Source organism: Sphingomonas natans (genome assembly GCF_030546695.1).
GTDB lineage: Bacteria > Pseudomonadota > Alphaproteobacteria > Sphingomonadales > Sphingomonadaceae > Sphingomonas_I > Sphingomonas_I natans.
Genome location: NZ_JAUOTP010000006.1, coordinates 232,524 through 250,283 on the forward strand (window position 1 = coordinate 232,524; position 17,760 = coordinate 250,283).

The following is a 17,760-nucleotide window of genomic DNA, read 5'->3' on the forward strand; positions in this document are numbered from 1 at the left end:
CGCATGCTTTCGCGTATCTTCATCGACCGGCCGATCTTCGCCTGGGTGCTCGCGATCATCGTGATGCTGTGCGGCATCGGCGCGATCATGAGCCTGCCCATCGCCCAATATCCGGACGTCGCGCCGCCGCAGGTAACAGTGCGCGCCACCTATCCGGGCGCGAACGCGCAGACGATCCAGAACAGCGTGACGCAGGTCATCGAGCAGCAGCTGACCGGGATCGACGGACTGATCTACTTCAGCTCTTCGTCCAGTTCGCGCGGATCGGTGACGATCACCGTGACGTTCGAGAAGGGTACCGATCCCGACATCGCACAGGTGCAGGTGCAGAATCAGGTCCAGCAATCGCTGAGCCGGCTGCCGACGCAGGTCCAGCAGCAGGGCCTGGTCGTCCGCAAGTCCAATCCCGATTTCCTGCTGCTCGTCGGCGTCTATGACGAGACCGACAAGCGCACCAATCAGGACGTGTCGGACTATCTCGTCTCGAACCTGCAGGATCAGCTCGGCCGCACCGCGGGCGTCGGCGACACCAACGTGTTCGGCGCGCAATATGCGATGCGGATCTGGCTCAACCCCGACAAGCTCGCCGCCGTCCAGCTGATCCCGAGCGACGTCACCACCGCGATCCAGAGCCAGAATGCCGAAGTCGCCGCCGGCGAGATTGGCGGCCAGCCGCAGCCCGACACACAGATGCTGAACGCGATCGTGACCGCGCAGACCCGGCTGCAGACGCCCGAGCAGTTCGCGAACATCATCCTCAAGACGCAACAGGACGGATCGACCGTCAAACTGAAGGACGTCGCTCGCATCGAGCTGGGCGCCGAGAACTACAACGCGCGCAGCCGCGTCAACCGGCATCCCGGCGCGGGTATCGCCGTGCAGATGGCGCCGGGTGCGGATGCGCTGAAGACCGCCGAACTGGTCAAAGCGCAGATCGAGACCGCCGCCAAGGCGTTCCCGGCAGGCTTCAAATATGCCTATGCCAACGACACGACCAACTTCATCAAGCTCTCGATCGACGAGGTGGTGAAGACGCTGATCGAGGCGATCATCCTCGTCGTCATCGTCATGTTCGTGTTCCTGCAGAGCTGGCGCGCGACCTTGATCCCAGCGATCGCCGTGCCGGTCGTGCTGCTCGGCACGTTCGGAGTCTTCTACCTCGCGGGCTTCTCGATCAATACGCTCACCCTGTTCGGGCTCGTGCTGGCGATCGGCCTGCTCGTCGACGATGCGATCGTAGTCGTCGAGAATGTCGAGCGGCTGATGGAGGAAAATCCGGAGCTGACCCCGCGCGAGGCGACGATCCAGTCGATGGACGAGATCAGCGTCGCGCTCATCGCGATCGCCTTGGTGCTGTCGGCGGTATTCCTGCCGATGGCCTTCTTCGGCGGATCAACGGGCGTGATCTACCGCCAATTCTCGCTGACGATGGTCTCGGCGATGATCCTGTCGGTGCTCGTCGCCCTGATCCTGAGCCCGGCTCTCACCGCAACCCTGCTGAAGCAGAAGCAGAAGGAAGGCGAGGAAGTCCGCGAGGGCTGGACCGCGCGCCACTTTCCGCGCGCGACGCACGGCGTGCGCCGCGCCGGCGACAAGTTCAACGAGGTCTTCGAGAAGGGCATCGACCGCTACACGACCGCGGTGAAGTCGGTCGTGGATCGCAAGTGGCTGTTCCTGCTGGGCTATGCGGCGACGGTCGCCCTGCTCGCTATCCTGTTCCTGCGCCTGCCGACCGGCTTCCTGCCGATCGAGGATCAGGGCCTCGCCAACGTCCAGTTCCAGCTGCCGGCCGGCGCGACCCAGGGGCGTACCTTCGCGCTCCAGAAGCAAATCGAGGATTATTATTACAAGACCGAGGGCAAGAACGTCCTGACGATGTTCACGGTCAGCGGCGGTGGCGGTGGCGGTGGCGCAAGCGGCCAGAATACGGGCCAGGGCTTCGTCGCGCTCGCCCCTTGGGATGAGCGCAAGGGCAAGGACAATGCCGCCGACGCGATCACCGCGCGCGCCTCGGGCGCCTTCCAGGGTTTCCGCGACGCGCAGGTCTATTCGCTCGTGCCTCCCGCCGTGCGCGGCCTCGGCCAGTCCAACGGCTTCACGATGGAATTGCAAAATTCAGGCGGCCTGAGCCAGACCGACTTCGCCGCCGCGCGCGAAAAACTGCTCGCGGCCGCCCGCGCCGATCCGCAGCTCTCCTCGATCCGACTGACCGAGCTGCCCGACGTCGCCACGCTGAAGGTCGATTCCGATCCGCAGAAGCTCGCTGTGCTGGGGCTGACACAGGCGGCGGTGAACTCCACGCTCTCCACCGCCTGGGGCGGCTCCTATGTCAACGATTTCGTCGATCGCGGCCGCGTGAAGCGCGTCTATGTGCAGGGCGATGCCCAGTTCCGCTCGGCGCCGTCCGACCTCGGCCAATGGTTTGTGCGCGGTGCGAACGGGCAGATGGCGCCCTTCTCCTCCTTCGCCAAGACGAGCTGGTCGCAGGCGCCGACTACCCTCTCCCGCTTCAACGGCATTTCCTCCTACGAGATACAGGGGACGGGCGCGGCCGGGGTGAGCTCGGGCACGGCGATGGAGCGGATCGCGGCGCTCGCGGGCGAGATCCCCGGCACGTCGGTCTCCTGGGCAGGCCTCTCCTATCAGGAGCGGCTGTCGTCGGGGCAGGCGCCCATCCTCTATGGCCTGTCGCTGCTCGTCGTTTTCCTATGCCTTGCCGCGCTTTACGAAAGCTGGAGCATCCCGGTGGCGGTGATGCTGATCATTCCGCTCGGGCTCGTCGGCGCGATCCTCGCGGTGACGTTGCGCGGGCTGATCAACGACGTTTATCTCCAGATCGGGCTGCTGACGACGATGGGGCTGGCCGCGAAGAACGCGATCCTGATGATCGAATTCGCCGAGCAGGAAGAGAAGAAGGGCGCGCGCGTACTCGATGCCGCGCTCTCCGCCGCCAAGATCCGACTGCGGCCGATTCTGATGACCTCGTTCGCGTTCATTCTCGGCGTGCTGCCCTTGGCCATCTCGACCGGCGCCGGCGCGAACAGCCGCATCGCGATCGGCACCGCGGTGATCGGCGGGATGCTGACCGCAACCCTGCTCGCGATCTTCTACATCCCGCTCTTCTTCGTGCTCGTCCGGCGCGGCACCCGCGATCTGATGGCCAAGGTGCACGGCCGGCCGACCGGCTTCCAGGGTGGCGACGATCCCAAGGACGGCAGCCCGCCTGACCGTTCGAAGCCGGAGCCCGCCTGATGCGCCGTCTCGCTCTGGCGCTCGCCGCCGTCTCGCTCACGAGCTGCTCGCTCGCGCCCAAATATGCGCGGCCGGACCTGCCCGTGCCCCCCTCCTGGCCCGTTGGCGACGCTTATCTGCGCCAGTCGGAGGCGTCGCTGCCGTCGATCACTTATGCGCAGGTCTTCACCGATCCGCGCCTGCAGCGGATCATCGTCGAGGCGCTCGCCAACAATCGCGACCTGCGCATCGCCGCCGCCAATATCGAGACCGCGCGCAACCAATATCGCATCCAGCGCGCCGAGCTGTTTCCGCAGATCGATGCCACCGCACGCTACGGCTATTCGGGCGGCGGCAACGGCGCGCGCAGCAGCACGGGGAGCGGCACCGGATCGACGGGCGGCACCACCACGGGCACGGGCACGACCGGGGGGACAGGCACGGGAACCGGCACGGTCACGACGGGCAGCACGTCGAGCTCCAACAGCAGCTATTCGGCGAGCCTTGGCACGACCGCGTTCGAGATCGACCTGTTCGGGCGGATCCGATCGCTGACCACCGCGGCGCAAAATCGCTATTTCGGGACCGAGGCTGCGGCGCGCGCGACGCGCCTGACCTTGGTCGGCGACATCGCCGATGCGTGGCTGACCTATGCGGCCGACCGGAGCCTGCTCAAGATCGCGCAGGATACGGCTGCGAGTGCGCAACGCACCGTGGACCTGACCGCGGCGCGGCTGCGCGCGGGCGTCGCCCCGCGGACCGATGTCCGCCAGGCCGAACAGATATTGGAAACCGCGCGCGCCGATGTCGCGCAGCTGACGACGGCGCTGGCGCAGGACGTGAACGGGCTGCAGCTGCTCGTCGGCGCGCCGGTCGATCCCGCCTTGCTGCCGGCCTCGATCGAGAGCGCCTTCCCCACCGTTGCGGCACTGCCGGCCGGGATAGACAGCACGATCCTGCTGCGCCGCCCGGATGTCGTCCAGTCAGAATATGAACTGCGCGCGACCAATGCCGAGATCGGCGCGGCGCGCGCCGAGCTGTTCCCGCGCGTGGCGCTGACCGGGCTGCTTGGGTTCGCGAGCAGCGCGCTGTCGTCGCTCTTTGCGGGTGGCGCCTTCAATTATTCGGTCGCGCCGTCGGCAAGCTACCCGATTTTCCGCGCCGGCGCGGGCCTCGCCAATGTCCGCGTCTCGCAGGCGCAGCGCGATGCGGCGCTGGCGAGCTACGAGCGCGCGATCCAGACGGCGTTCCGCGAGACGGCGGATGCGCTGGCGCGGCAGGGAACGCTCGATGCACAACTCGGCGCCAACCGCCGCAACGAGGCCGCCGCGGCGGACACGTTCCGGCTGGCGGAAGCGCGCTATCGCGGCGGCATCGACCCATTCCTCGCCCGCCTCGATGCCCAACGATCGCTCTACACCGCGCAGCGCACGGTCGTTCAGACGCAATTGATCGGCGCGAGCAATCGCGTCACGCTCTACCGCGTGCTCGGCGGAGACCAGACGCTGAGCGACCGTCCGGTGGAGCGCGCTTCCTCAGCTCTCCTGAATCGCTGAGACCTGCCACGGGCGACCGCCGGTCCGGATGAAGGTCCAGGCTTCGGTGGTCTCGGTGGGGCTCGCGTCCGAACCGCTCACGATCGCACCGGATGCGCGATCGCGCATGACATCGACGCTCTCGTAGCTGAGAATGATCGTCGCATAGTCGCCGCTCGCTTCGCTCCACGATTCCGAGACCTTGGCATCGAGAAGCCGGGTGCCGCTCACTTCGTTGCGGACGCCGCCAACCGCATTCTGCCCCAGTTCCTCGGAAAGGTAGGACATGACTTCCGGCGTCGTCAGCGTGCGCAGGCGGGCATAATCCTCCTTGCCGAACGCGTCCTGGAGATCGATCAGCAGCTGTTCGAACGCTTCGCGATCGCGCGGCATCAGCAGGAGATCACCCCCCTGCCCCTGCGGCTCCGAACGCTCGGGCGCCGCTCCGCCCCAGGGCCGGCCGGCGAGAGGCGCAGCGGCGCCGGATTTGTGGGGGACACGCGTCGGCACCGGCGACCCTGCGAAGCGGCGCCGGACGAACCCGACCACGAGCCAGGCGATCCCGGCCAGGATCGCAATCTGCAGCAGCGCGAGCAGCATGCCACCGCCACCCGATCCCCAGCCGCCGCCCATGCCATTGCCGAGGAAATGCCCGATTAGGCCGCCGGCGACGAGGCCGCCGAGCATGCCCCCGCCGAACCCACCGAAACGGCCGCCTGGACGGGAGGCTTGTTGCCCGAAGCCCTGATTGGCAGCGCCTGCGGGCAAAGCCTGATTGCGCGGTGTCATCGACTGTTCGATCGGGGCCACGGGGCGCGCGCCGGGATATGCCGCGCGGGGCGCGCTGTATGTGCGTGCGCCGCGGCTGCCGAAGCTGCCACCGCGCCGCGCGTCGGCGGGAGCCGGTGCGCCGCTGCAGAGAACCAGCATGCCCAAGGCGGCGGATGCCAGGCAGATCGAACGGTAATTCAACGACAGTCTCCTTGGCCCACGGACAGGGAGCGTGGGCACGCTCTTGTTCTCAGTTTACTGACGCCGGAAGAATGGCGCCGGCGCTCTCTTCGGCGCGGCCGCCCACGGCCATTTGGCTTGCTGCACGTGCCTGTACAGGATCGCGCGCGCCGAAGCGATCATCGCCGGGATCGTGAGGCTTGCAGCTCACCGCGTCGCGTTGCGCCCGGGTGCTACTCGATGCCCACCGGGCGCTGATCTCGACGTCGTCCAAGATATGGCGGCCCAGCATGACGAACGCCGATCCAAGGCTTGCGCAGAGGAAGCCGAGCGCCGCGAGCGCGAAGGCTGGCCATCCGGGCGACGCGGTCAGGTGCATGTGCGCGAGCGACCGGAGCGCCCAATAGGCGATGCCGCAGAGGGCTGCTCCGCTCAGTCTGATGCCGAAGTCCGTCGTTCGTTCGTGATACCCGTTTCGCATGCCACACCTCGTGTGGCGGGGCAGTTATGGCCCTTCGCATAGTGTTTCGAGATCGATTCAGCGGTTCGGCATAGTGCCCGCATAAGCTTTCGGCGTTTGGTCGCATCCTGCTGCTCAGCCGTCGGCGAGCAGGCGATAGCCGACGCCGAGTTCGTTCGCGATGACGCTGCCGACCGCGCCCGGCGCCTCGATCTTCTGGCGCAGATTGCGGATCACGATGCGCAGATATTCGACGCGTGGATCCTCGTCCCCGCCCCACGCCGCCGCCAGGATGCGCTGATGCGTTACGACCCGCCCGACATGCGCGGCGAGCACGGCGAGGACATCGTGCTCCTTGCGCGTCAGGTGCGATTCCTCGCCGTCCCGCCGCACCAATCTCTGATCGAGATCGATCTCCAGCGCGCCCTTGCGGATGATCCGCGGCGCGGTTTCGGAAACACCGCGGTGGCGCAGTGCCACCCTCAAACGGGCGAGTAATTCCTCGCCGTCGAACGGCTTCGTGACATAATCGACCGCGCCGAGATCGAGCGCCGCGACCTTCTGGTCGGTCGCATCGCGCGCCGAGATGACCAGGACGATGACATCCTCCTGCTTGCCGATCAGCGGCACCAGCTCGAGCCCGTCCCGATCAGGCAAGCCGAGATCGAGCAGCACCGCGCTCGGATGTTCGGATGCGACCTTCGCGAGTGCCTCGCGGCCATTGGCCGCCTCGACCACCTGATAGCCGGCCCGCTCCAGCGTGTTGCGGAGCAGGCGGCGGATCGAGAGTTCGTCGTCGACGACGAGGATCTTGGCGGCCATCAGATCTCGCTCCCTTCGGACGGATCGCGCACGATGAGCGCGGAGGGAAAGGACAGCGTGAAGCGCGCGCCCTGCCCGTCCTCGCGATTGGACGCCGAAACGCCCATGCCCATCGCCTCGGAGAAGGCCTTGACGATCGCGAGGCCGAGCCCCGTCCCGCCGACAGCGCGATCCGATCCCTCGAAGCGCCGGAACGTCTCGAACACTTCGCTCTCGCGCCCCGCTGGCAATCCGGGCCCCTGGTCGAGGATCGACAACATCAGCGTCCCATATTCGTGGACGCCTTCGACGATAATCGCCGTGCCGGGATCGGCATAGCGCCCCGCATTGTCGAGCAGGTTGAGCAGGCAATGGTGCAGCAATTGCTGATCGACCCGCACCAGCGGCAGATCGGGCGGCACCCTGAGCTCGATGGCATGACCCTCCAGCGCGCGCCGCGCATCGTGCGCAGCGCCGGATACGGCATCGGTCAGGTCCACCGCCTCGACCTTCAGCCGCAAGGCGCCGGCCTCGACGCGCGCCATGTCGAGCAGATTGGCGACGAAGCGGTTGAGGCGCGCCGCCTCGCTCTCGATCGTCCCGATCAGATCGGGCGTATTGCCGTGATGGAGTTCGGCCGCCGCGGCCATGATCGCGGTCAGCGGAGTGCGCAGATCATGGCTGACGGACGATAGCAGGGCCGCGCGCAGCCGATCGCGCGTGCGCACCTCCTCGACACCGCGCATCTCGCCTTCGAGACGCAGCCGCTCCAGCACGAGCGCCGCCTGATCCAGCAGGCTGACCAGCAGAGGAAGCTGGTCCGGCCGCACCGGATCGCCGCCGCTGTCGCGCGCGAGCCCCATCACCGCGAGCGGCTTGCCGCCGGCGCGCAGCGGCTGGAACAGCCATTCGGAGGCGGCGAGCGTGCCCGATCCCTTGCCCGCCGGCGTGCTCGTATCGAACGCCCACTGCGCCGCTGCCATCTCCATCGTGTCGAGCCGGTAATCGGCTTCGCTCGCGGCTTGGACGACGAGCCCGGTGCCGGCGGGCCCGAGCAGCACCGTCTGCAGGCCGAACAGCCGCGCCAGCTCCTCGCAGATCGCGCGCGCCAGCTCGATCGGGTCGCCCATCGGGGTCAGGCGCCGCAGGAAGCCGGCGAGCGCCGCATTGGTGCGCGCGCTCGACGCGGCGAGGTCCGCCTGCGCGCGCACGCGTGCGGTCAGCTGGCTCGTCACGACCGCTACGCCGAGCAGGACGAAGATCGAGATCACATTCTCGGGATTGCTGACGGTCAGCGTGCCGGTCGGCGGGAGGAAGAAGAAATTGTAGGTCAGGCTGGAGGCGAGGCCGGCGAACAGACCCGTCCTGAGGCCGAACAGGCTCGCCGCCGCCATCACGGGCAACAGATAGAGCAAGGCCACATTGCCGAGGTCGAGCACGTGCGACAAAGCGCTCGCCGCGCCGGTGACCGCAGCGACCATCAGCGCCGTCCACGCATAACCGCTCCGCGCACCCCAACGGCCCGGCCCTGCCGCCGTCGCGACCGGGCCCGCCCCGCCGACCAGCGGCAGCACGTGCACCGCGACATCGGGCAGTTCCCGCACCAGCCGATCGACGACCGAGCCGTGGCGCAGCTCGAACCAGCGCGATCGCTGCGACTTGCCGACGATCAGCTGCGTGCTGCGCGCCTCGGCGACGAAGGTCCTGATGCCCTCCAGCACCGACGTTGCGGGCACGGTCGCGACCTCGCCGCCCAATTGGGTCGCGAGGTTCATCACGGCGGCGAGGCGGCGATGCTCGGCCTCACCGAAGGTCTGCGCGCGCGGCGTCTCGACATAGACCGCCGTCCAAGGCGCTCGCAAAGCGTCGCCGATCCGCTTGGCCGCGCGCACCAGCCCGTCCGCGCCGGGCAGCTCGCTGACGGCGACGACGATCCGGTCGCCTCCGGCCCAGGTGCCGCCCACGCCGAGCGCGCGGACATGCTCCAGCATCTGCGCGTCCACCGCCTGCGCGGCGCGACGCAGCGCGAGTTCACGCAAGGCGGAGAGATTCGACTTGGAGAAGAAATGCGAGAGGGCGCGCGTCGCTTCCTGCGGAAGATAGACCTTGCCCGCCTTCAGCCGCTCGATGAGCTCGTCGGGCGGGATATCGACGACTTCGATCTCCGCGCGTTCGAGGATGCTGTCGGGCACCGTTTCGCGCACGCGCACCCGCGTGAACGACGCGACGACATCGTTGAGGCTTTCGAGATGCTGGATGTTGATCGTCGAATAGACGTCGATCCCGGCCGCGAGCAGTTCCTCCACGTCCTGGAAACGCTTCGGGTGGCGGCTGCCGGCGACGTTGGTATGAGCGAGTTCGTCGACCAGCACGAGCCGGGGCGCGCGGGCGAGGATGGCATCGATGTCCATCTCGTCGAGCGCCCGGTTCTCCTGAGAGCCGACATGGCGCGGGATGATCTCGAAACCGCGGGTAAGCGCCTCGGTCTCGGCGCGGCCGTGCGTCTCGACGACGCCGATCACGATATCGACGCCTTCGCGCCGGCGCGCCGCGCCTTCCGAGAGCATCTCGTAGGTCTTGCCGACGCCGGGCGCGGCGCCGAGGAAGATCTTCAGACGGCCAAGGCCCTCCTGCGACGCCTGCCGCAGGAGGGCCTCGGGAGACGGTCGTCCGAGCTCGCCGCTCAACGCGCGCCGCCGACCCTGTCGAGCGCCCGGTTGAGCGCCAATACGTTGACGCGATCCTCGCCGATCACGCCCAGCAGGGGATGCGCGACCTGATCCTCGACGAGCCTGGCGACGACCGCCGGCGACATCTTGCGCACCTGTGCCACGCGAGCGACCTGCGCGCGCGCCGATGCGGGCGAGAGGTCGGGATCCAGGCCGGAGGCGGACGCGGTGACGAGATCGGCCGGCATCGCACCCGTCACGCCCTCGGCGCGGCGCTTGGCGACATCCGGCTTCACCCGATCGAACAGCGCCTGCGACGCAGGGCCGAGGTTGGAGCCCGAGGAGGAAAGCCCGTCATAGCCCTTGCCGGCTGCAGACGGGCGCGTCTGGAAATAGCGCTCGCTGGTGAAGGCCTGGCCGACGACCGTCGAGCCGATGACCTTGCCGCTCGCCTCGACGAGGCTGCCATTGGCTGCGCGGGGGAAGAGTGCCTGTCCGATGCCGGTCATCGCCAGAGGATAAACAATCCCGAGCAGGAGCGCGAACAGGATCGTCATGACGATCGCCGGCCGCAGCGCGGTGGTGAAATCCTTGCCCATGATGTTCGTCCTTACGCCAGACCAAGGCCGCCGACGGCCAGATCGATGAGTTTGATGCCGATGAACGGCGCGACGAGCCCGCCGAGACCATAGACGGCGAGGTTGCGGGCGAGCAGCGGCCCGGCCGCCATCGGCTTGTACGCGACGCCCCTCAGCGCAAGCGGCACGAGCATCGGGATGATGATCGCGTTGAAGATGATCGCCGAGAGGATCGCCGACTGCGGGGTCGCCAGCCCCATCACATTCAACACGCCCAAGCCCGGATAGAGCACGACGAACATGGCCGGGATGATCGCGAAATACTTCGCGACATCGTTGGCGACCGAGAAGGTCGTGAGGGCGCCGCGCGTCATCAGCAATTGCTTGCCCAGGCCGACGACCTCGATCAGCTTGGTCGGATCGCTGTCGAGATCGACCATATTGCCCGCCTCGCGCGCCGCCTGCGTGCCGGTGTTCATCGCCACACCGACATCGGCCTGCGCGAGCGCGGGCGCGTCGTTGGTTCCGTCGCCGCACATCGCGACGAGGCGCCCGCCCTGCTGCTCCTTGCGGATCAGCGCGAGCTTGTCCTCGGGCGTCGCCTGCGCGAGGAAGTCGTCGACGCCAGCCTCTGCCGCGATCGCTGCGGCGGTGAGCGGATTGTCGCCAGTGATCATCACCGTTCGGATGCCCATCGTCCGCAATTCGCCGAAGCGCTCGCGGATGCCGGCCTTGACGACGTCCTTCAGGAAGATCGCGCCCAGCAGCCGCCCGTCCTGCGCGACCGCCAGAGGCGTGCCGCCGGCGCGGGCGATCTCGTCGGTGACGCGGCGCAGCTCGGTCGCAGCTGCCGTCTGGCCGGAGCCGGGATTGGCCTTCAGGATCGAATCGACCGCGCCCTTCTGGATCAGTGAGCCGCCGGTCTTGACCCCCGAGATGCGCGTCTGCGCGGTGAAGGGGATGATCTCGGCATCGATCGGCAGATCGGCGGTGCGGATGCCGAACCGCTCGCGAGCCAGCACGACGATCGAGCGGCCCTCGGGCGTCTCGTCGGCGAGGCTCGCGAGCAAAGCCGCTTCGGCCAGCGCCTCCGGGGAGACGCCGCCGACCGCGCGAAACTCGCTCGCTTGGCGATCGCCGATCGTGATCGTACCGGTCTTGTCGAGCAGGAGCACATCGATGTCGCCCGCCGCCTCGACCGCTCGGCCCGATTTGGCGAGCACGTTGAAGCGCACGAGCCGGTCCATGCCGGCGATGCCGATCGCCGAGAGCAGGGCCGCGATCGTCGTCGGGATCAAAGTGATCAGCAAGGCGGCGAGGATCGCGACCGGGATCTTGCCGCCCGCATAGCTGGCGAAGGCCGGGATCGTGCCGACCGCGATCAGGAAGATGATCGTAAGGCCGACGAGCAGAATCGTCAGCGCGATCTCGTTGGGCGTCTTCTGGCGCTGCGCGCCTTCGACCAAAGCGATCATGCGATCGAGGAAGCCCTGCCCCGGATCGGCCGTCACCCGCACGCGGATCTCGTCCGAAATGACGCGCGTGCCCGCGGTCACGGCGGAGCGGTCGCCGCCCGCCTCGCGGATCACCGGCGCGCTCTCGCCGGTGATCGCCGCCTCGTTGACGCTGGCGACGCCGGCGATGACCTCGCCATCGGCCGGGATCAGCTCGCCGGTCTTCACGACGACGACATCCCCGGCGCGCAGCAGGCTGGCCGCGACATCCTCGAGCCGATCGCCCTTCAGGCGCTTGGCGGTCAGCTCCGCCTTCGTGGCGCGCAGCGACGCCGCCTGCGCCTTGCCGCGCCCTTCGGCGAGCGCCTCGGCGAAGGTGCCGAACAGCACCGTCAGCCACAGCCAGACGACGAGCTGGAGCTTGAAGCCGAGCGACAGCCCGTCGCCGCCGGTGTTGATGAGGATCGTCAGCAGCAAGGCGACGCAGGCGGTGACGAACATCACCGGATTGCGGACGAGCTCCTTGGGATTGAGCTTCTTGAAGGCGTCGCCGATCGCGGGAACGATCAGGTCTGCCGTGAACAGGGATTTGGTTTGCGTGCGTGCCATGGGACTTGTCCCGTCAGGAGAGTTGGCCGCGGATCATCGCGAGATGATCGGCGATGGGGCCGAGCGCGAGGCTCGGCAGGAAGGTGAGGCCGCCCAGGATCAGCACGATGCCGACGAGCAGACCGACCCACAGGCCGCCGGTCGTGGGGAACGAGCCCGCGCTTTCCGGCACGTACTTCTTCGCCGCGAGGCTGCCCGCGATCGCCAGCATCGGGACGATGATGAAGAAGCGGCCGATCCACATCGCCACGCCCAGCATGCCATTGTAATATGGTGTGTTGGCGGTGAGGCCGGCGAAGGCGGAACCGTTATTCCCGACCGCGCTGGTGAAGGTGTAGAGGATCTCCGAGAAGCCGTGCGGCCCCTTGTTGAGCGGCCCCGCCAGCCCCGGCGTGACGACCGCGCTGATCGCGGTGAAGCCGAGGATGATGAGCGGCAGCACCGCAATGGCGAGCACCGCGAGCTTGACCTCCTTCGCCTCGATCTTCTTGCCGACATATTCGGGCGTGCGGCCGACCATGAGTCCGGCGACGAACACCGCGAGTATAGCGAACAGCAGGAAGCCGTAGATGCCCGCGCCGACGCCGCCGATCACGACCTCGCCCAGCTGGATGTTGAACAAGGGGATCATGCCGCCGAGCGCGGTGAAGCTGTCGTGCATCGCATTGACCGCGCCGCACGAGGCCGCCGTCGTGATGACGGCGAAGAGTGACGAGGCGGCGACGCCGAAGCGGACCTCCTTGCCTTCCATGTTGCCGCCGGCCACGCCGAGATGATGGAGCACCGGATTGCCGGCTGCTTCCTGCCAGTAGGTGACCGCCACGCCAGCCAGGAACAGGATGATCATCGCCGAGAGGATCGCCCAGCCCTGGCGCGTGTTGCCGACGGCCTTGCCGAACGTCCATGTCAGCCCGAAGCCGATCACGAAGATCGACAGCATCTGCACCAGATTGCTCAGCGCGGTCGGGTTCTCGAACGGGTGGGCGCTATTGGCGTTGAAGAAGCCGCCACCATTGGTGCCGAGCATCTTGATCGCTTCCTGGCTCGCGACGGGGCCGATCGCCAGCGTCTGCTTCACGCCTTCCAGCGTCGTCACGTCCACCGTGGCGGCCAGCGTCTGCGGCACGCCGCTCGCGATCAGGAAGAGCGCGTAGAGCATGCACAAGGGCAGCAGCAGATAGAGCGTGATGCGCGTGCAATCCGCCCAGAAATTGCCGACCGTTTTCGCTTCGCGCCGCGCGAAGCCGCGGAACAGCGCGAAGGCCAGCGCGATGCCCGTCGCCGCCGATAGGAAGTTGTGGATGGTCAGGCCCAGCATCTGGCTGAGGTTCGACATCGTCGATTCCCCGCCATAGCTTTGCCAGTTGGTGTTGGTCGTGAAGCTGACCGCCGTATTGAAGGCGAGGTGCGGCGACAGGCCGGCGAGCCCCTGCGGATTGCCGGGCAGCACGCCCTGCAGCCGCAGGATCGCGTAGGTGAACGCCATCAGCACCGCATTGAAGAGCAGCATGTGCAGCGCGTAGCGGCGCCAGCCCTGCTCGGCCGCCGGATCGATGCCGGAGAGTTTGTAGAAGCCGCGCTCGACGGGGCCGAGCACGTTGTGAAGCGGCGTTTTGCGGCCCTCGTACAAGGCGAACAGCCACTTGCCCGTCGGCTTGGTCAGCGCGAGCAATATGCCGACGAAGGCGAGGATCAGGATCCAGCCCTGAATGGTCATGTGATCGCTCCTTTCTAGAAGCGTTCGGGGCGGAGCAGGACCGCCACGAGATAGAGGAGGAGGCCGAGCGCGGTCAGCGCGGCGAGCCAGAGGTCGATGGTCATCGCATCCCCCTCAGGCGTTGTCGCACAGGCGGGCATAAGCGAGCGTCGCCGCCACCAGCCCTGCCATGATCGCGATCCAGAGCAGATCTTCCATGTCCGATGTCCTTGTCCGACTGTGTCAGAATGAAGCGGTCAGCGACGCGACGACGGCGCCATTGGCGATCGATCCCACGCCGTCCTGGCCCTTGCTGAAGCTGGGCTGGAGGTAGGCCGCCTCGCGGCGCGTGATGTCCGTGTCGACGTAGGAGACGTTGAGCGTCAGGTTGCGCCACGTGGCGTCGGCGCCGAGCGACCAGTCCCAATAGGTGCCGGTCGGCGCCGCGCTGGTGGCATTGGGCCCGAGGCCCTTATTGCCGCGCGAATAGCCGATATGCGCCTTGGCGGTGAGCGGCGTCCCTGCGATCGCCAAGGCGCCGTCGCCCCAGAGATAGAGATTGTCCTCCTTGTCGCCCGGGCGGTTATAGACGCCGGCGGCCGCATCGGCGCCGGTGAAGTACCAGCGTCCGAGCGCCTGCTGACGGGGCGCGTAAGCGACGCCCGCGAGTAAGGTCGCGGGCCCGGCCGTGCCGGACAGCTTTACATAGGGCTCGGCGTAATCGGTCTCGTCCGCGCCGCCCGGATACATGTACCAGGTCAGGCCGACGTCGAGCGCGCCGCCATCGCCCAGCTTGTGCTTGTAGCCCCCGATCAGGTCGAGCTCCATGTTGGCACCGCCGAACGTGCCCCAGCCGGACAGATTGGACGCCCACGTGCCGACGTAGACGCCGCTGTCGTGCGCGATCGTGAGACCGCCTTGGACGGCCATCTCCTTGTCGCTCTGCGAGACCCCGCGAAGCCGATAATCGGACGCGATCGCGACCGAACCCGAGACGGTGAAGGCAGATGAGGCAGGCGCGGTCGCCGCGCCGGCTTGCGCGATCGAAGGCGCAGCCGCGAATGCGAATATGGACGAGCCGATAAGAAATCGAAGGCGGTACATGATGATCCCCAAAACCTTCGCGGCGACTGCCGGCCGCGAATCGTTAGGGGAGGCAATTAGGAGCGATCAGCGTAGCAATTCGAGATCGGTTTCCGGAATTGCCGTATAGTTCGCATATGTTTGCAGCGCCGGCGCCGGTCGGGGCGCGGATGGCGTTCGGCGCCAACCGATCCCTTACTGGCAGCTGCTGCGAAGATACTCTTCGGAGCTTTCGTCCAGAAAGACATAGAGCGCCGCGATCTTCCCGTCCTCGACGATGATCACGTCCCAGCCCGTATAAGCCGGCGCCTCGCCCGGCCGCCCCGAACCCCAGGCGAGCCGACCGCCATTCTGGACGACCTGCGGCATCCCGATCGGCGTATAGACGAAGTCCGGATGCGACGCCCGCAGCTCGCCCGCGACCTTGTCGATCGCGGCGCGGCCCCTGACCGCGCCCGGTGGGGCGTAAAGAACGCCGTCTTCCGCCCAGAGCTCGTCGAGTGCGGCGCGGCGGCGTTGGTCGTTGCTTTCGCCGAAGACCTCCTGAAGGTTGCGGTCGAGCAGTTCGCGGACGCGCTCTGCGGTTTCGGCTTCCTGAGACATGACACTTCTCCATGGCGTTTTGCAGCGCCAGACCGGATGGTGCCTACGAGAGAAGGTGCACCATCCGGCCGCGCATTCAGCCGATCGTCAAATTTGAGCCTGGCCGCCATCGACGAAAAGCTCGATGCCGTTGACGAAGCTGGCCTCGTCGGACGCGAGGAACAGCACCGCCTTGGCGATCTCCTCGGGCTGGCCGACGCGCCCGGCGGGGATCAGGCTTGCGAGATAATCCTTCGTGGCCTGCGCCTGCTCGCCACCGCCGAACAATGCGTCGAGGCCCGCGGTCTCGGTCACGCCGGGGCTGATCGTGTTCACGCGGATATGGCGATCCTTCAGATCGAGGATCCAGTTGCGCGCAAAGTTGCGGATCGCCGCCTTGGTCGCGGAATAGACGCTGAATGCCGGCGTGCCCGATATGCTGGTCGTCGAGCCCGTGAGGATCACCGACGCGCCATCCTTCAGCAAGGGCAGCGACTTCTGCACGGTGAACAGGACGCCCTTCACGTTCGTGTCGAACGTGCTCTGATAATGCTCTTCGGTGATCGCGCCGAGCGGGACCATCTCGCCCCCGCCCGCATTGGCGAAGACGACGTCGATCTGCGCGTGCTGCTGCTGGACGGCATCGTAGAGCCGATCGATATCGGCGAGCGTCGCCATGTCGCCGCGCACGCCCGTGACCCGGCCGCTGATCTGCTTTACCGCCGCGTCGAGCGTCTCCTGCCGGCGCCCGGTGACGAACACCGCGGCGCCCTCGGCCGCGAAGGCCTTCGCGGTGGCAAGTCCGATGCCGCTCGTGCCGCCGGTCACGACTACAACCTTGTTGTTGAATCTGTCTGCCATCGTCTGTCTCCTGCTCGCGTCCGGCTGTTCGCCGCTGCCCCGCCTAGATGAAGCTCGAACGATGATGCGTGTAGTCAGCAAATGTGGCACTCAGCGTTCTACAGGAGGAACGCTGATGAGAGTCGACCTCAATGACTTCGCCTATTTCGCAGAGGTCGTCGCACATGGCGGCTTCGCCGCAGCCGGCCGGGCGCTACGCGAACCCAAATCGAAGCTGAGCCGCCGGATCGCGGGTCTCGAGGATCGGCTGGGCCTGCGGCTGATCGAACGGTCCAGCCGCCGCTTCCGTGTCACCGACACGGGTCAGGCCTTTTACGAACGATGCCGCGCGATGCTGGCCGAAGCGGAGCAGGCCGAGGCTCTGGTCCTGCAGGCGCAGGCCGAGCCCCATGGCCGCATCCGCTTCAGCTGCCCCACCGGCATGGTGCAGCCGATCTCCGGACTGATCTCCGCCTTCCTGGTCCGATATCCGAAGGTGCGGCTTCAGCTCGTCGCAACCGACCGCGCAGTGGATCTGATCGAGGAGCGGATCGATCTCGCGCTGCGCGTCCGCGCGAGCCTCACGAGCGACGCCGCGCTGACGATGCGGTCGCTCGGGCTGTCGACCCGCATCCTCGTCGCCAGCCCCCAGCTCGCGAGTTCGGTTGGGAGCGTCGAGCAACTGGCGTCGCTACCCGCGCTTGCGACCAACGACGCGGCAGACGAACTCGAGTGGCACCTGGAAGCGGAGGACGGCCGCACGCATGTCGTCCGCGTTTCGCCGCGGATGGGCTGCGAGGACATGGCGACCGTGCGCGACGCCGCGATCGACGGTCTGGGCATCGCGATCCTGCCCGATCATGTCTGTCGCGAAGCGTTGGAAGCAGGACGTCTCGTGCGCGTCCTGCCGGCATGGCGTGGCGTACAGGGCATCGTCCACCTCGTCTTCACCACGCGACGCGGGCTGCCGCCCGCCGTCCGCGCGCTGATCGATCATCTTGCGCAAGGTTTTGCGCATGATGTCACTCGAACGCGATGAACCGGTCGGGCAATTGACGGCGGCGGTCTTGCAAGCCGCTCTTCCGGCGGAAGGAGCGATGCCTCCATGCCTGATCAGCCTCGATGCGTATGGCTGAACTCGCCGCGGTCTGCCGAGATTGACCCGAGGTCAGCCCCTGCACCAGCAGCTTGCAATTGAGTGCGAAGGTTGATGCGCTTGTGGAGGCGCTGAGTGCGGGTCTGCGGATCGCGTGACGGTTTGGGGCATGGAT

15 protein-coding genes are annotated in these 17,760 nt (G+C 67.2%); 3 read left to right on the forward strand and 12 right to left on the reverse strand.

Going from position 1 to position 17,760, the window contains the following annotated elements; all coding sequences use genetic code 11:
* The first annotated feature begins 3 nt into the window (after positions 1 to 3).
* Positions 4 to 3,252, forward strand: a complete 3,249-nt coding sequence (locus tag Q4F19_RS14585) for a multidrug efflux RND transporter permease subunit (protein ID WP_303543735.1) — start codon at positions 4 to 6, stop codon at positions 3,250 to 3,252.
* The gene (locus Q4F19_RS14590; RefSeq protein WP_303543737.1) at positions 3,252 to 4,787 is read left to right on the forward strand and encodes an efflux transporter outer membrane subunit; all 1,536 of its coding nucleotides are present in this window, start codon (positions 3,252 to 3,254) and stop codon (positions 4,785 to 4,787) included. The genes Q4F19_RS14585 and Q4F19_RS14590 overlap by 1 nt, the downstream gene beginning before the upstream one ends.
* On the opposite strand, the gene Q4F19_RS14595 is transcribed toward Q4F19_RS14590, so the two are convergent.
* The 11 genes from Q4F19_RS14595 to Q4F19_RS14645 form a co-directional block, all read right to left on the reverse strand.
* The gene (locus tag Q4F19_RS14595; protein ID WP_303543739.1) at positions 4,767 to 5,738 is read right to left on the reverse strand and encodes a Tim44 domain-containing protein; all 972 of its coding nucleotides are present in this window, start codon (positions 5,736 to 5,738) and stop codon (positions 4,767 to 4,769) included. The genes Q4F19_RS14590 and Q4F19_RS14595 overlap by 21 nt on opposite strands.
* Positions 5,739 to 5,787: 49 nt before the next feature.
* Positions 5,788 to 6,198, reverse strand: a complete 411-nt coding sequence (locus Q4F19_RS14600) for a hypothetical protein (RefSeq protein ID WP_303543741.1) — start codon at positions 6,196 to 6,198, stop codon at positions 5,788 to 5,790.
* A 114-nt stretch (positions 6,199 to 6,312) separates the two neighbouring features.
* Complete coding sequence (locus Q4F19_RS14605) at positions 6,313 to 6,999, reverse strand: response regulator transcription factor (protein WP_303543743.1); 687 nt, start codon at positions 6,997 to 6,999, stop codon at positions 6,313 to 6,315.
* Complete coding sequence (locus Q4F19_RS14610; RefSeq protein ID WP_303543745.1) at positions 6,999 to 9,665, reverse strand: sensor histidine kinase; 2,667 nt, start codon at positions 9,663 to 9,665, stop codon at positions 6,999 to 7,001. Before Q4F19_RS14610 ends, Q4F19_RS14605 begins: the two co-directional genes overlap by 1 nt.
* Positions 9,662 to 10,246 (reverse strand): potassium-transporting ATPase subunit KdpC, encoded by a 585-nt coding sequence (kdpC, locus tag Q4F19_RS14615; protein ID WP_303543747.1) that lies wholly within the window; start codon positions 10,244 to 10,246, stop codon positions 9,662 to 9,664. Before kdpC ends, Q4F19_RS14610 begins: the two co-directional genes overlap by 4 nt.
* Before the next feature lie 11 nt (positions 10,247 to 10,257).
* The gene (kdpB, locus tag Q4F19_RS14620) at positions 10,258 to 12,288 is read right to left on the reverse strand and encodes a potassium-transporting ATPase subunit KdpB (RefSeq protein ID WP_303543749.1); all 2,031 of its coding nucleotides are present in this window, start codon (positions 12,286 to 12,288) and stop codon (positions 10,258 to 10,260) included.
* A gap of 13 nt (positions 12,289 to 12,301) precedes the next feature.
* Positions 12,302 to 14,005, reverse strand: coding sequence for a potassium-transporting ATPase subunit KdpA (gene kdpA / locus Q4F19_RS14625; RefSeq protein ID WP_303543752.1), 1,704 nt, complete (start codon positions 14,003 to 14,005; stop codon positions 12,302 to 12,304).
* A 14-nt stretch (positions 14,006 to 14,019) separates the two neighbouring features.
* The gene (kdpF, locus tag Q4F19_RS14630) at positions 14,020 to 14,109 is read right to left on the reverse strand and encodes a K(+)-transporting ATPase subunit F (RefSeq protein WP_303543755.1); all 90 of its coding nucleotides are present in this window, start codon (positions 14,107 to 14,109) and stop codon (positions 14,020 to 14,022) included.
* A 118-nt stretch (positions 14,110 to 14,227) separates the two neighbouring features.
* The gene (locus Q4F19_RS14635) at positions 14,228 to 15,088 is read right to left on the reverse strand and encodes a TorF family putative porin (protein ID WP_303543758.1); all 861 of its coding nucleotides are present in this window, start codon (positions 15,086 to 15,088) and stop codon (positions 14,228 to 14,230) included.
* Positions 15,089 to 15,262: 174 nt separating this feature from the next.
* A complete protein-coding gene (locus tag Q4F19_RS14640) occupies positions 15,263 to 15,670 on the reverse strand; it encodes a nuclear transport factor 2 family protein (RefSeq protein ID WP_303543761.1) in 408 nt (135 codons plus the stop codon).
* A gap of 87 nt (positions 15,671 to 15,757) precedes the next feature.
* Positions 15,758 to 16,510 (reverse strand): SDR family NAD(P)-dependent oxidoreductase, encoded by a 753-nt coding sequence (locus Q4F19_RS14645; RefSeq protein ID WP_303543763.1) that lies wholly within the window; start codon positions 16,508 to 16,510, stop codon positions 15,758 to 15,760.
* A gap of 115 nt (positions 16,511 to 16,625) precedes the next feature.
* Between Q4F19_RS14645 and Q4F19_RS14650 the strand changes: the two genes are divergently transcribed.
* Positions 16,626 to 17,528, forward strand: coding sequence for a LysR family transcriptional regulator (locus Q4F19_RS14650; protein WP_303543765.1), 903 nt, complete (start codon positions 16,626 to 16,628; stop codon positions 17,526 to 17,528).
* Here Q4F19_RS14650 and Q4F19_RS14655 read toward each other — a convergent pair.
* Positions 17,512 to 17,760 (reverse strand): hypothetical protein (locus tag Q4F19_RS14655; RefSeq protein WP_303543767.1); only part of this gene is annotated, 249 nt, incomplete at its 5' end. The two genes, Q4F19_RS14650 and Q4F19_RS14655, sit on opposite strands and share 17 nt — an antisense overlap.

Excerpts from the sequence above, each read along its gene's own strand:
- Q4F19_RS14585 (WP_303543735.1), top strand. The coding sequence starts at position 4 with ATGCTTTCGCGTATCTTCATCGACCGGCCGATCTTCGCCTGGGTGCTC.
- Q4F19_RS14600 (WP_303543741.1), bottom strand. The coding sequence starts at position 6,198 with ATGCGAAACGGGTATCACGAACGAACGACGGACTTCGGCATCAGACTG.
- Q4F19_RS14605 (WP_303543743.1), bottom strand. The coding sequence starts at position 6,999 with ATGGCCGCCAAGATCCTCGTCGTCGACGACGAACTCTCGATCCGCCGC.
- kdpF (WP_303543755.1), bottom strand. The coding sequence starts at position 14,109 with ATGACCATCGACCTCTGGCTCGCCGCGCTGACCGCGCTCGGCCTCCTC.
- kdpB (WP_303543749.1), bottom strand. The coding sequence starts at position 12,288 with ATGGCACGCACGCAAACCAAATCCCTGTTCACGGCAGACCTGATCGTT.
- kdpA (WP_303543752.1), bottom strand. The coding sequence starts at position 14,005 with ATGACCATTCAGGGCTGGATCCTGATCCTCGCCTTCGTCGGCATATTG.
- Q4F19_RS14640 (WP_303543761.1), bottom strand. The coding sequence starts at position 15,670 with ATGTCTCAGGAAGCCGAAACCGCAGAGCGCGTCCGCGAACTGCTCGAC.
- kdpC (WP_303543747.1), bottom strand. The coding sequence starts at position 10,246 with ATGGGCAAGGATTTCACCACCGCGCTGCGGCCGGCGATCGTCATGACG.
- Q4F19_RS14650 (WP_303543765.1), top strand. The coding sequence starts at position 16,626 with ATGAGAGTCGACCTCAATGACTTCGCCTATTTCGCAGAGGTCGTCGCA.
- Q4F19_RS14635 (WP_303543758.1), bottom strand. The coding sequence starts at position 15,088 with ATGTACCGCCTTCGATTTCTTATCGGCTCGTCCATATTCGCATTCGCG.
- Q4F19_RS14645 (WP_303543763.1), bottom strand. The coding sequence starts at position 16,510 with ATGGCAGACAGATTCAACAACAAGGTTGTAGTCGTGACCGGCGGCACG.
- Q4F19_RS14590 (WP_303543737.1), top strand. The coding sequence starts at position 3,252 with ATGCGCCGTCTCGCTCTGGCGCTCGCCGCCGTCTCGCTCACGAGCTGC.